Annotated in this window: 10 protein-coding genes; 3 read left to right on the top strand and 7 right to left on the bottom strand. The window is 66.1% G+C overall.

The annotated features are described in order from the left end of the window. Nucleotides 1-17: 17 nt before the first annotated feature. Nucleotides 18-833: a hypothetical protein gene (locus J7E97_RS20550; protein WP_215029287.1), complete on the bottom strand. Its 816-nt coding sequence runs from the start codon at nt 831-833 to the stop codon at nt 18-20. Between the two features lie 482 nt (nt 834-1315). Here J7E97_RS20550 and J7E97_RS20545 point away from each other — a divergent pair, with 482 nt between their 5' ends. Next, nucleotides 1316-1576, top strand: a complete 261-nt coding sequence (locus J7E97_RS20545; RefSeq protein ID WP_215029284.1) for a hypothetical protein — start codon at nt 1316-1318, stop codon at nt 1574-1576. Nucleotides 1577-1623: 47 nt separating this feature from the next. Here the strand turns inward: J7E97_RS20545 and J7E97_RS20540 are convergent, their stop codons facing one another. Together J7E97_RS20540 and J7E97_RS20535 are read right to left on the bottom strand one after the other, a co-directional pair. Next, nucleotides 1624-2568: an NAD-dependent epimerase/dehydratase family protein gene (locus tag J7E97_RS20540; RefSeq protein ID WP_215029281.1), complete on the bottom strand. Its 945-nt coding sequence runs from the start codon at nt 2566-2568 to the stop codon at nt 1624-1626. 11 nt (nt 2569-2579) lie between these two features. Continuing rightward, nucleotides 2580-4076, bottom strand: a complete 1497-nt coding sequence (locus tag J7E97_RS20535) for a helix-turn-helix transcriptional regulator (protein WP_215029278.1) — start codon at nt 4074-4076, stop codon at nt 2580-2582. Nucleotides 4077-4691: 615 nt separating this feature from the next. Here J7E97_RS20535 and J7E97_RS20530 point away from each other — a divergent pair. Then, nucleotides 4692-6329, top strand: coding sequence for a galactose oxidase early set domain-containing protein (locus J7E97_RS20530; RefSeq protein ID WP_215029276.1), 1638 nt, complete (start codon nt 4692-4694; stop codon nt 6327-6329). A gap of 766 nt (nt 6330-7095) precedes the next feature. On the opposite strand, the gene J7E97_RS20525 is transcribed toward J7E97_RS20530, so the two are convergent. Next, nucleotides 7096-8598, bottom strand: a complete 1503-nt coding sequence (locus J7E97_RS20525; RefSeq protein ID WP_215029274.1) for a SulP family inorganic anion transporter — start codon at nt 8596-8598, stop codon at nt 7096-7098. A 407-nt stretch (nt 8599-9005) separates the two neighbouring features. Here J7E97_RS20525 and J7E97_RS20520 point away from each other — a divergent pair, with 407 nt between their 5' ends. After that, on the top strand, nt 9006-9419 hold the full coding sequence (locus J7E97_RS20520; RefSeq protein ID WP_215029272.1) for a MerR family transcriptional regulator: 414 nt from the start codon (nt 9006-9008) through the stop codon (nt 9417-9419). Nucleotides 9420-9612: 193 nt separating this feature from the next. Here the strand turns inward: J7E97_RS20520 and J7E97_RS20515 are convergent, their stop codons facing one another. The 3 genes from J7E97_RS20515 to J7E97_RS20505 all read right to left on the bottom strand — a co-directional run bounded on the left by J7E97_RS20515 (nt 9613) and on the right by J7E97_RS20505 (nt 13072). After that, entirely contained in the window at nt 9613-11136 is a 1524-nt protein-coding gene (locus J7E97_RS20515; protein WP_215029270.1) for a flotillin family protein, read from the bottom strand. A gap of 113 nt (nt 11137-11249) precedes the next feature. Then, nucleotides 11250-11759 carry a hypothetical protein gene (locus tag J7E97_RS20510; protein WP_215029268.1) on the bottom strand — a complete coding sequence of 170 codons (510 nt, stop codon included), beginning with the start codon at nt 11757-11759 and terminating at the stop codon, nt 11250-11252. A gap of 242 nt (nt 11760-12001) precedes the next feature. Beyond that, nucleotides 12002-13072 carry a CdaR family transcriptional regulator gene (locus tag J7E97_RS20505; protein ID WP_215029266.1) on the bottom strand — a complete coding sequence of 357 codons (1071 nt, stop codon included), beginning with the start codon at nt 13070-13072 and terminating at the stop codon, nt 12002-12004. Nucleotides 13073-13195: the final 123 nt, after the last annotated feature.

Raw genomic sequence — 13195 nt, 5'->3', positions numbered from 1 at the left:
GACCTAACGGAGCCCTACTAGTTGGTTTCCTCTCCAGGTGTTCCTTCGCGGTATTGACGCTCCACCCCTTCGAGATACTGCTCGAGCGCCGGTGATTTGACCAGTTCGGTAACGACGGCTTGCACGAGCATGTCGTTGGCTTGCCGTGCCAGAGAGATCCCTCGAACCAGCAGAATTGCGCTCACAGGAAGAAGCACAAGCCACCAGAGGGTAAAGTTCAAACTCAGTACGATACTCAAGAATGCACCTGCTAGCGCCACATTAGCTCGAACATCCGATTCGCTAGCTTTTCGGTCACTTTCGCCATAGAGGTCGGTATTAACGGCGAATAGCCGTGTGCGAACTTGATCAAGGTCCGTTGCTAGGATTTCTTGCGCCCGAAAGGATTCCTTACCGAACCATTTCTCGGCATTCTCTGGCGTCGCCCCTTGAACTCTGTTGTGAACATACCTCTCAAGAGTTTTAGAAGCTGGTTTGGTTAGCAGTGGACGAAACTTCAAGATGCGATGGGGCGTAGCTAGCTCCTCCCATGCCTGCCTTCCATGAATGTCCCTCTGCACCTCCCGCCTAATCCACAGAATCGGACTGAGGACGCTCATTGCTTTCACCTCCAAAAGGGTGCCGAGCAGGTAAGCAATGAAAGTGATCACGGCAAGAATGGCAGACTTCCCAAAGAAGTCAGTGAAGCTGTAGATCTGCCGAATCTGACCTTGCGCCTGATCCCTGCCCGGAATAGCGTTGCCAGCGATCAGCCACAGGGAAATAACCCAGATGTAGCCGGTGACCAGCGGCGTCCGGATTTCACGGATGCCGGGCAGCAGTGATGCGAGCATGAAGGCATTACCTTCTTCCCATAAACACAACTTCGGACTGCCATGCCGATTATTGACTTTTAGTCAATCGACGGCCGCAGTGGCGATCGTACATGCGCGCCTTGGGCCCTGTACTGCTCAACTGGCGCGCTTAGCTCAACCGAGGTATGCCAGATACGGGGAGCGACCTGGGAGGAGGTTTTAGCATGAAGGTTCAATCAGGTCAGAAGATGTTCTTGAAGGACCCCCAGATGGGCTTTACAACGGAGGTTACTGTCGTGGAGGTCAAGCAGCCCGCCATCGGCCGCTGTGTCCTGGTGGCGGATGCGATAGGGCGGGAATCCTGGGTGAGTAAGAGGCACCTAGAGCCCGCTCCCGGGTTCCTTGATCGAGGCGGTTCAATCTTTGGACCTTGACACTCCGTCACTGCGTCACCGCCTGGGCAATCGACGCCCCCAGACCCGTGGCGAACCATCCACCACGAGCCCAGGGGGGCCCGGCCCATGGCCCAGATCCGCACCATCACCCGAAGCGGTACCCGCTTCTACTTCGACCCGGAAAAGCCTGACCTGAAGGTCCCCGGCGTCACCTCCGTCATCAGCATGTTGCCGAAGCCCTTCCTGGCTTTCTGGAACGCCAAGATGGTGGCGGAGCTTGCCGTTGACAGCCTGCCTTTCGTACAGCAGATGGCGGAGCGAGACCCGGCAGGGAGCCGTTGGCTACCTCAAGGGCGCGGCCCGCCGGTACACGAAGGCGCGCGCTGACCTGGGCTCTGACGCCCCTGACCTCTTTGAGCGGCTGATCCGCGGTGTTAGTAGCTGCTGGCGGACACGACCGACCACGCGTCGCCAACCAGTTGCTTAAGGCTGGACCGCTCCGGCTTCCATCCGAGATCAGTGGTGATCCTCGAGATGTCGGCCACCAGACGCGGCGGCTCGGGCTGCGGGGGGCGGTGCACTACGGGCACCTCCCTTCCGGATACCCGTTCAACCGCAGCCACGATCTCCCGCATGCTCGCCGCGGTGGCACCTACGTTGTAGACCCGGTACGGGACAGAGGTGTCGGCCTCAAGAGCCAGCACGTATGCGCGCGCCAGGTCGTCTACGTGAACGAAGTCCCGGACTGCATCGCCGTCTCCGTTCATCTCAAGGTGCGGGTAGCGGCCGGCCGCCACAGCGACCGCCTTCGGAATGATGCGGCTCTCGTCCGAGTCCCCCACGCCGCTGACGGCGCCCGAGATGTTGAAGCACCGCAGGCTCACGGCCTTGACTCCTCCCGCCTCCGCTCGGGCCCGGAGTGCTTCATCTGCGGCCAGCTTCGACGTCCCGTAGGGATTGCTCGGAGCGGGCACGGTGTCCTCGCCTATGGGCTGCTGCTCGGGTGCTCCGTAGACCGCCGCCGTAGAACCAAGGATGACCGTAGGGGGCTCCAAGCCTGCCGAGGTGGCAACCAGCGCGTCGAGCAGCGTCACCGTGCCGCCAGCGTTGACGGCCTGGTACTCCTCCGGCTGCTCGAAGGATTCGCGGACTCGGGTCAGAGCCGCGAGATGGCAGACGGCCTGGACACCGTCGAGAGCCGCTCGCAGGGCCGCCTCATCCCTGATGTCGCCGTGGAAGACCTGGGACACCGGCAGCTCCGGCAGGGGGGCATCAGCCGGCCGATGCGTGAGCACCACGGTTTCGTGGCCTGCCTCGGCGAGCCGTCGTACAACCGCGTTGCCCACGAATCCGTAGGCGCCGGTCACAAGTACGCGCACTGATCTCCCTCTCAGCCCAGAATGAGCCCGCGATGCTGCCACGCCAGGTCGAGGCACGCAGCGGCGGCGGATGCCAGGGGTTCATTGTCCAGTAGGCGCCGGATGTTGGCCTCGGTGAACTCAATCCCGGCGCTGCTGTCGCCAGGCGGCCGGGCGACGACCGTGCCCTCGGAATTCCGGGACACCATCCCGGAGAAGACGGAGTCGTACACGTCGGAGTCGATGACCACCACGCTGAGGATCTCGCCGGCCAGCGTGAGCGGGTCCAGACCGATCCCGAAACAGTAGGGGCGCACCTTGCCGTCGCGGCGAGCCTGGTTGAGGGTTCGGAACGGTTCGGTGGAGTCGTAGTCGATCGGCTCGCCACTGCTGCCGTCGGCCTCGGGGTCCCCGAGGAACTCCTCCGCGTACTCCCGGAGCACGTTGCGCCAGAGGTTGAAGTCATTCGACTGGTCCCAGGGCATCACCGATGAGGGTTGGAAGACCCCGGCCGGCATGACGTGGTAGTTCCCGCCGGCCAGCGCCACGTTGCTCGCGGAACGGTGGTGGAGCGGAAACGAAGCGCCTTCGGGGCCGAGCCGAATGGTCAGGGTGTCGATGGACGGCAGCAACACCCTGTGGCCGAGGTCGAAGGGATCTCCGACCAAACCTCGGAAGGGAAGTTCCGCCCAGCTCGGCTCGCTGATCCACCCCGGGTCGCTACCGGTCTTCAGCCAGGCACTCGCCAGCTCGTGGGCCACCCCTTCGCAGACGTCAGCCATGTCGAAGTAGGTCGTGTAGCCGAAGGACAGCTTGGGGTGCCCCTCCGCTTGGGCAACATCCAGCAGTCGGAAGCTCGGTCGATTGACGAACAGCGACGGGCGGTCGATCATCCGGATCGCCTGCGTGTAGCGCTCGAACTTGGTGCCCTGAGGGGCGAGGGGCCGGACGCCCTCAGACTCCTTCTCCCGCCCCGTGATTTCCGGTGGACTGGTCTGTGTCAGCCAGGCCAGCGCGATGTCTGCGAAGTCGACCGGTGCGGGCCACATCCACGACTCGCGGGTGAGCACCGGACTGTTGCCTGCACGGCCGAGATCCGGATACAGCCGGGCTGCGGCCTTCGTGAGGTCCGCCCGGTGTCGGTTGAGCTCGCGACGTGTCATGCGCCAACGACGTTGGTCGTCCACTGCGGCGAGCGGACCCCCTTTGGCCGGGTCGCCCGGGGGGACCGCGACCGTGGCCACAGCTTCGGCCGACGGGAGCAAGCCGAGCTCATCCTCCGGAAGCGCCAGTGCACGAGCCAGCCTGCGGAGTTCGTCCATGTCTCGGATACTTCGCTTACCGCGTTCGAGCAGGGACACGTAGGACTGGTCGTAACCGAGCAGATCGGCTAGATCCTGCTGCTTGAGCTTGTGGAGTGCCCGGTACGCCTTGAGAACGTCGGCCAGATTCGAGCCGTCGGGAGGGGTGGCCCGCTCCGTATCGCTGGCGAGCCAGTGGGGCGACGGGTCGGCTGATACGGCGCGCACGGGGCTGCCTGAGGCTCCAGGGCCTACGGCCCTGCGGCAGGGACTGCACACGGTATCGGTGTTGCTTCGGCCCAGCTTCGTGCCGCACCTGGCGCAGAGAGACGGTGCGGGCGGGGCAACAGTCATGAGCTTCTGGATCCCTTCGAGGGAAGGCGGTGGCTCCAACGGCGTGACTGAGCAACTTGGTTGAACAGTCCACTGCCCGACTAGACCGCCTTCAAGACTATGGACTCGCAATGCAGACGGCAGCGGTTCAAGACGATCCGAGCTCGCCAGATGCGGCGACAGCAGGAGTGCCGCCACGGGACAGCGCCCGGGATGGTTCAGAAAAGGCACCCCCGGCCGGGCATGGGGTCCTATATTTGCGCGCGCGGCCCTGGCGACCTCGTCGGCCAGGGCGGCAGTAGCAGCTCGATCAGTGCCCACAAGTCGTCGTCCACGATCCAAGGCCGATTACTCACACCATCCCGAACGGCCGAATCGTCACACCAGTTACGCCCGACCAGTGCATCTCACCAAGATCCCGTTACGAGCTCTATGAGCCGATGACCTTATTTGGCGGGCCATCGAGCCGTGTCGTTCACGAATCAGTCCAAGCTGGGTCACTATGGGGCCATGCCGTGGAATCCCGTATTGATCGACTCAGAGATTTTGGCTGTGCATGCAGCTTTTTTGAACTTCGATAGGATTATCTACTTCGCCGGTAGCCAATATGATGCCCAAAAGCCTACAGGGATCGAAAATACTCGCCTCTACAATTGCGGCACAGGCGAAGTATCGAAAGTGGTGGGCGGCCCTGGATTTGATCTCTTCTGCTGTGGGCACGCCCTAAGTGCGAACGGTACGCTTCTGGCGGCTGGCGGGACTGCCGCCTATGAGCAGGCCTCGGGTCCTCATGCCACTCACTGGCCAGGGACGCGTGGCGCGGCTGTCGTGAGATATAAGCCGCCAAGTGCAGCTAAGTGGGTCAATATTGCCCCGCTTAATCGTGGTATTCAGGACCCCCACTCGGAGTCTGAGGAGACAGGCGGACGGTGGTACCCCACTCTTCTCACCCTAGGCAACGGTGACATCCTTGCGCTAAGCGGCCACCCAGGGGATGGTGATCTTGAACACAACAATTTCATCCCAGAGGTTTTTCAGCCTTTTCCTTGGCCGGATGGAGAATGGCATCGGCTGGGAAGCTACTCTAACGCGGCGCAACGCCAGCTGTTCGACAATCACAGAACAACGTTTTATCCCCGTGCGCATCTCCTCCCAACAGGAGATGTCGTATTCACGACGATGACAGAGCTCAACCGCCGGACCGTCAGTATGACCGTGAAAGATAACCCATGGTCGGCAACATTTCACGACGTGTGTCAATTCACGCCAGTCAACGGTCCTGACTACAACAACGTCGGGTTCCGGGAGACTTCGGTGCTTCTACCGCTGCTGGCAGGGGAGCAGTACCAGCGCCGTCGTGTGCTAATCGCTGGTGGAAAAGATGCCTGGATTTTGGATCTAAGTGACTGGGAGCCAGGGAAAACTCCACCAGATGCCCTCCAATGGGAGCGGACCGAACGCGCATTGTCCGGACATCCACGGCGCATGTCCGGTAACGCCGTGCTACTCCCCACCGGAGAAGTCCTATTCGTTGGAGGCGTGAAGGGAACGATCGAAGGATTGGAGAAGGACTCCACCGGTGTTCAGACTCCCGAGGTCTTCGATCCTCATACCAACAAATGGACTGCGCTCACGGCACCCAAAGAGCGGGCGAAGGTCGTCCGAAATTATCACTCGGTCGCCCTGCTCATGCGAGATGGTCGCGTGTGGACTGCCGGGTCATGCCACGACGGCGCATCCGGGCTAATTAATGCCGAAATGCGCATCGAGATTTACGAGCCGTGGTATTACGGGAACCCGAACAGACCGGAGATCCTCGCTGCCCCAGACCGCTTCACTACTGGCGACCAGTTCGTTCTTCGCACCACTCAAGCGACTGAAATTCGAGGTGTCGCCATGGTGCGTGCAGGCTCATGCACGCACGCATTCAATGCTGATCAGCGTTACGTGTCAATGGCGTTTCATCACGAAGGAAGCAACATTCTGATCGTAACTGCGCCACCCAACGGAAACATCGCGCCGGCTGGCATCTACTTCCTCTACACAATCAACGATCAAGGTTTGCCGTCGGAGGGTATCACCATCTACCACAACACGGACCCGGCTTCAGATACAGAGGGATCGTGGGACGCCTTGTTTCAGACGTGAGGTCGCTCGCTCGCTGAAAGGGCTCTTGGGCGCAGGCAGTGATTTCGACCCAGAAGGTCCACGTGGAGAGGCGCAAAGATCCCTCGTGCCGCCCTCTGAGTAAGGAAGGGCGCAGGTCAGTACATCAACATCCCCGGTATCTCCGGCGTGCGTCAGATCCTCTCCCGCAGTGGCACGACGCTTACGCTCACGGCAGCACGCACCAGGGCTCCGGACCGTCGGCGCGGTTCGGGGTCCTGGTGCGTGCCGTGCCGGTCAGCGGGCGGCGGCCCGCTGCTACCTCTCTCCTTTAGTAGACGTGAAGACACCCGAGCGGCAGCCTGGCTCGGCTCAGGCGGGTGTCTAACTGAGTGACAACCAGTACGAGGGCTGACGGACGTCCACGGACGATCACGGACCTCCGCCGCAGGTCAGCAACGTAGAATGGGCAGCTCGCTCATTGGCCCGGAATGCTTCGGGACGAAGAGGTCGTGGGTTCAAATCCCGCCACCCCGACTTCGTAAGACCAGTCAAGGGCTTGATCCGCATCGCGGGTCAGGCCCTTCCTGCGTCTCCGGAGATCGTTTGGGAGAAATCTGGGAGAAGATCTTGGTCGGCTCCTCCCAGGAACCCGGGCAGCCTCCGCCTTCTCCGCGTGCCCGCCTGCCGGTTGGGATGGGCCCGCGGTCCGTTCCCGCGGTCTTCACTCGCGTCCCCGTCCGTCCATGAGAGCGGCGAAGGACCCCAGCGGGTAGGCCGGGGTCCTCTCGAGTTTCGCGGGGATGGGTCAGTGGCTGGTGAGTTCGCCGGTGAGTTTGCCGTGGAGGTCGGCGCTGGGGTCGTTCAGGCCGATGATCTCCACGCTCTTGCCGCGCTGGGCGTACCTGGTCTCGATGGCGTCCAGGGCGGCGACCGAGGAGGCATCCCAGATGTGGGCTGCGGACAAGTCGATGACGACCTTGTCAGGGTCGGTGGCGTAGTTGAACTGGCTGACCAGGTCGTTGGAGGAGGCGAAGAACAGTTCACCCGTCACGGAGTAGACGACGCTGGTGCCGTCGGGGTCGGTGACGGCGGTGACGTTGGCGAGGTGGGCGACGCGCTTGGCGAAGATGACCATCGCGGTGACGGAGCCGACGACGACGCCGATGGCAAGGTTGGAGGTGGCGACCACGCAGATCACGGTGATGACCATGACGGCGATCTCTCCGGCGGGCATCCGCTTGAGGGTCTTCGGCGCGATGGAATGCCAGTCGAACGTCGCAAACGACACCATCACCATCACCGCGACCAGGGCGGCCATCGGGATGTCGGAGACGACCGGGCCGAAGGCGATGCACAGCACCATCAAGAACACGCCGGCCAGGAACGTCGACAGGCGGGTGCGGGCACCGGACACCTTCACGTTGATCATGGTCTGGCCGATCATGGCGCAGCCGCCCATGCCGCCGAAGAATCCGGTGACGATGTTGGCGATGCCCTGGCCGATCGACTCGCGGGTCTTGGAGGAGTGGGTGTCGGTGATCTCGTCGACGAGCTTGGCCGTCATCAGCGACTCCATCAGGCCGACCAGCGCCATCGCGAACGCGTACGGGGCGATGGTGGTCAGGGTGTCCATCGTGAACGGCACGTCCGGTAGGCCCGGCACGGGCAGCGAGGACGGCAGGGCGCCCTTGTCACCGACAGTCGGTACGGCGATGCCGGCGGCGACCGTGATGACGGTCAGGATGACGATGGAGACCAGCGGGGCCGGGATCACGGTGGTGACCTTCGGGAAGAACACCATCAAGGCCAGGCCAGCCGCGATCAGCGGATACACGGGCCAGGGGACGTCGTGCATCTCGGGGACCTGGGCCATGAAGATCAGGATGGCGAGGGCGTTGACGAAGCCGACCATCACCGAGCGCGGCACGAACCGCATCAGCTTCGCCACCCCCAGCGCGCCGAGCGCGACCTGGATGACGCCGGCCAGGATGACCGCGGCGACCAGGTAGCCGAAGCCGTGCTCACGGTTCAGCGGGGCGATCACCAGGGCGACGGCGCCGGTGGCGGCGGAGATCATCGCCCGCCGTCCGCCGACGATCGAGATGACCACGGCCATGGTGAACGAGGCGAACAGGCCGACCGCCGGGTCGACACCGGCGATGATCGAGAACGAGATCGCCTCCGGGATCAGCGCGAGCGCGACGACCAGGCCGGCGAGGACCTCGGTGCGCCAGACCTTCGGGTTGCTCAACCAGTCGGGGCGCAGGCCGCGCAGCCGCTCGGCGGGAGTCACTACGGAAGAAGACAAGGAGACGAGTACCTGTCGTGCTCGGGCACACCCCACTGGCAGGCCGGGGCGTGCGGGAGAACGCGGAGGAACCGGGCCGGCACCCCGCGGACGGCCCGCCAGGAGCGGGCCGGAAGTCGAAGAAGCGACGGAGCCGGGAGCCTGCGCGCAGGCGCAGCCGAGCGGCTCACATCGAGGGGCGAAGCGTCACGGCGGGCAGGCGGCGGCGATCGGCTTCATGGGCTCGCGCACGCTCTCTCCTGCAAGAATCGGATCTTCGCCGGGGGCGCCATCGGCCCCGGAACGGCAGTCGCGGGGCAGCCGGGCCGCCCTCGCCATCAGCAACTCTACCCTAACGTTAGAGTAGGGGTCGGTGGGGTCGCACGGGACGCGGTCCCGGCAGGACGAGAAGGGCCAGGACTACGGGCGTGGACGACAAGCACATGCAGATCGGCGAAGTCGCCGCGCGGACGGAGCTGTCCCTGCGCACCATCCGGCACTACGAGGAGACCGGCCTGGTCATCCCCTCGGCCCGCTCCCAGGGCGGCTTCCGCCTATACACCGAGACCGACGTCGCCCGGCTCATGGTCATCCGCCGCATGAAGCCGCTCGGCTTCTCCCTGGAGCAGATGCGCGACCTCCTGGACGCCACCGACCGCCTGGACGGCGACGATCACCTCGACGCCGACGAACGAGAGGTCCTGCTGGGCCGCGTGCGCGAGTACGAGCAGGCCGCCACCGAACAGGTCGACAAGCTCCGCGTCCAGCTGGTCCGCGCAGAGGACTTCGCCGCCACCCTCCGCACCCGCCTGGGCCAGAACACCTCCGTCGCCCTGTCCTGACCCACTCGTTCGCCGGGCCGCCCGCGGCTCGGGTTCAGCGCCTGCTGTCGCCGGGGGGCAGTTCGACTACGTGGGCGACCTCGACAGGGTCGTCATCAATCTCTCGGGCGCCCTCAGCGGGAAGCTCCGCCGGGCAATGACCTTGGGGCCCGCTTCCCCCGAAGCGGGCCCCAAGGTCGGAGTGCGGGTGCGGCTAGCCGGTGATTTCGATCTTCCCGTTGGCCGGGGCGGGGGCAGGAGAGGGGTCCTGCTTCGGGGCGGTGAGGCCCTTGAGGAGCTGGGCCAGGTCGACGCCGGTGGTGGAGCCGAGCAGTTCCATGCCCTGGGCGACGTTGTCGGCGACGGTGCGAGAGAGCTTGCTCGCGCCGTCCGTGGAGATCACGGTCATCTTGTCGATGGCGGAAAGCGGCTCGGCGGCCTTGGCCACCACCTGCGGCAGCACCTCGACCATCATCTGGATCATCGCCGCGTCGCCGTAGCTCTCGAAGGCGTCCGCCTTCTTCTGCATCGCCTCCGCTTCGGCCGAGCCCCTGGCCAAGATGGCCGCCGCGTCCGCGTCGCCTTCCAGGCGTACGGCTTCCGCGATCGCCGCACGCCGGGCGCGCTCGGCCTCTCCGCGCTTGGCGCCCTCGATGGCCTCGGCCTCTGCCAGTGCGGACCGGCGCTGCTTCTCGCCCTCGCCGGTCAGACGCGCCCGCTCGGCCTCGCCCTGGGCAGCGGCGATTGCGGCGAGCCGTTCGGCCTCGGCCTGCTTGACCCGGGCCACGCGCTTGGCTTCTGCCTCCTGCTCGGCCTGGTAGCGGCGGGCGTCGGCGGGCTTGCGTACCTCCGTGTCGAGCTGGCGATCGGTCAGAGCGGCCTGTCGCTCGGCGACCTTTTCCTGCTCCGCCAGGATCTGCTGCTGCCGGTCGGCCTCGGCGAGCGGGCCGGCGGCGTTGGCCTGAGCGGCTGCAGCGTCGGTCTCGGCCTTGATCTCGGCCTGACGCAGGTACAGGGTCCGCTGGGCGACCGCGATCTCTTCTTCGGCCTTCAGGCGTGCCTGCTCGGCTGCCTGGCGGGAGTTGGCCTCGGCGATGTCCGCTTCCTGCTTGGCGCGGGCCGCTTCGGGGCGGCCGAGGTCTTCGAGGTAGGAGCCCTCGGTGGTGATGTCCTGGATCTGGAAGGCGTCCAGGACCAGGCCCTGGCCGGACAGGCTGGCCTCGGCCTCCTCCGCGACCTGGCCGGCGAACGCGGCCCGGTCGCGGATGATGTCCTCCACCGACATCCGGCCCACGATGGCGCGCAGCGCGCCGGAGAGCACTTCCTGGGTGAAGCCGACGATGCCGTCCTGCTGCTGGAGGAAGCGCTGCGCGGCGGCGCGGATGGCGTCCTCGGCGCCGCCGACCTTGACGATCGCGACACCCTCCAGGTTGGCCTTGATGCCGCGCAGGGTGACCGCCCCGCGGACGGCTACCGGGATGTGACGGCTGGACAGGTCGAGGGTGTAGCGCTGCTGGACGAAGGGGACGACGAACACGCCCCCGCCGACCACGACCTTCTGGCCGCTGTTGTCGGTCGAGATCCGTCCGGTGTCGGGGTCGGTGGAGCTCTTGCCGCGCCGGCCGGTGATGATGAACGCCTCGCTGGGGCCCGCGACCTTGTAGCGGGTGACCACGACGAGGGCGAGCAGGACGAGGAGTACGACGACTCCCACGACCGCCATGACGACTGGGCTCATGATGAATCCCCCCTGCCTCCCCCTCGGGGGCAGATCGGTAATGGATGAACGGGTCGCTGAAGAGGTGGCTGAACGGGTCGCTGAACAGGTGGATGAACGCGTGGAGGGCGGTCTCAGTGCTCGACGGCGCGGACGCTGACGGAGGTGGATGACGGTGCGGCCGTGACCCACACCTCGGCGCCACGTTCCAGCGGGCCGTCGGCGGTCGCGGCGTACTTCACCGGCTGCCCGGCCAGGCGCAGGAGGACCTCGCCGTAGCCGCTCGCCGGAATGGCGGTCACCACGGTCCCCGTCGATCCCACGAGGTCCTCCTGCCGGGGCGCGGCCCCGCTGATGTCCCTCAGCAGGGCCCGGCTCAGCCGGTACGTCGCCCAGCCGGCCCCCGCGCCCGCGAGGGCTCCGGCGGCGGTCGCCGCTCCCGGCCCGAGTCCCGTCGACCCGAGCACGATCGCCCCCGTGAAACCGAGCATCGAGACGAAGCCCGCGACCACCGGGAGCGACAGCCAGCCGTCGAACAGTCCGTCCAGAGCGCCGTCTAAGACGCCCTCCAGGACTCCGTCGAACACCAGCGAGGCGGCCAGCAGCACGATCCCCGCAATGCCGAGACCGAGGAACAAGCCCATGAGCACCTCCCCGCGTGGCTGGCGTTTCCGCCGGACATCGGGATCGTGCCACCGCGACCCGACCGCGCACATTGCCTGCCTTCGGCAATCTTTACGCTGCTTTAACGCACCGGGACCGAGGCGTGGCAGCCGGGATCAGGCCCGGGTTCAGGCCCGGGATCAGGCCCGGGTTCAGGCCCGGGTTCAGGCCCGGGTTCAGGCCCGGGTTCAGGCCCGGGTTCAGGCCCGGCCCAGGCCCGGGTTCAGGCCCCGCCCCCGGCCCCGCCCGGCCAGCCCAGCAGGCGCGCGCCGATGACCGCGGTCTGAAGGGTGTACCGGTTCACGGGGTCGGTCGGGTCGGCGCCGGTGAGGGTCCGGATGCGCTCCAGCCGGTAGCTCAGCGCCCGCACGCTCAGCGACAGGCGGCGGGCCGCCTCGGTCGCCACGCAGCCGCTGTCGAAGTAGGCGGTGAGCGTGTCGATGAAGGGCTGGGCGCCGCCGCGCCCGTTGCGGAGCGGGCCCAGCACGCTCTCCACCAGGTCGGCCATGGCCTGGCGGTCCCGGGTCAGGACCGGGTAGACCAGCAGGTCGGCGGCGTGCAGTACCGGTCCCTCCAGCGCCATCCGCTCTGCCAGGTCGAGGGCGTTGAGGGCCTCCTCGTAGGAGTGGACGACCCCGCCGGCCCCCTGGTGGGAACGGCCTATGGCGACCCGCCCGCCACCGGTGGCGGCGTACGCCTGCTTCGCGAAGAAGGCGAGCACGTCCGGCTGGTCGCCGGGGGCCACGCAGATCAGCCGGCCGTCCTTCGTGGTCAGCAGGATCTGCCGGTTGCCGAACCGGGCCAGGACGGTCTCCTCGATCCCCCGGGCCACGGGGTAGCCGTCACCGTACGGCTCCGGGCCCTGGGCCACCGCGACCGCGTGGGCCTGCGACAGGCGCAGCCCGAACCGCGCGGCCCGCTCCGCCAGCCTCCCCAGGTCACTGCGCCCGTACAGCAGGTCGTCGACGAACTCCCGGCGTGCGGCCTCCTCCTGACGCACCGCCTGGTGCTGCGCCCGCTCGTACCCCTCCGCGAAGGCGTCCACCGCCTGCTCGACAGCGGCCAGCAGCGGACCCACGGACCCGGACGCCACCCGCGGCTGCAACTCCCGCGCCGCGGCCAGATGGTCCCGGATGAGCCCGCGCAGGGCCAGTCCCGCCTCCGCCGCCCGCGTGCCCTGCGCCCTGCGGGACTCCAGCTCGGCACGGGTGAGCCGACGACCCGTGACGCAGGCGTCGAGCAGGATTTCGGCGTACCCGGCCATGTGCTCCGGCGGTGCGGCGCCCTCGGCCATGGCTCTCCCCCGATCTGACGGCTCCATGACGACTCAATGACTACTCAATGACGCGTCTCTGCCGCTTCCTTGACGCGTCCTCGACGCGGGGACAAGGGTGACATGCGCTGAGGGCCGCGCCGC

The organism is Streptomyces sp. ISL-66, assembly GCF_018614135.1.
GTDB lineage: Bacteria > Actinomycetota > Actinomycetes > Streptomycetales > Streptomycetaceae > Streptomyces.
This window is presented reverse-complemented; position numbering and strand designations above follow the sequence as displayed.

Coding starts and splice junctions, on each gene's coding strand:
- J7E97_RS20510 (WP_215029268.1), bottom strand. CDS start 11,759: ATGGGCTTGTTCCTCGGTCTCGGCATTGCGGGGATCGTGCTGCTGGCC.
- J7E97_RS20550 (WP_215029287.1), bottom strand. CDS start 833: ATGCTCGCATCACTGCTGCCCGGCATCCGTGAAATCCGGACGCCGCTG.
- J7E97_RS20515 (WP_215029270.1), bottom strand. CDS start 11,136: ATGAGCCCAGTCGTCATGGCGGTCGTGGGAGTCGTCGTACTCCTCGTC.
- J7E97_RS20505 (WP_215029266.1), bottom strand. CDS start 13,072: ATGGCCGAGGGCGCCGCACCGCCGGAGCACATGGCCGGGTACGCCGAA.
- J7E97_RS20530 (WP_215029276.1), top strand. CDS start 4,692: ATGCCGTGGAATCCCGTATTGATCGACTCAGAGATTTTGGCTGTGCAT.
- J7E97_RS20545 (WP_215029284.1), top strand. CDS start 1,316: ATGGCCCAGATCCGCACCATCACCCGAAGCGGTACCCGCTTCTACTTC.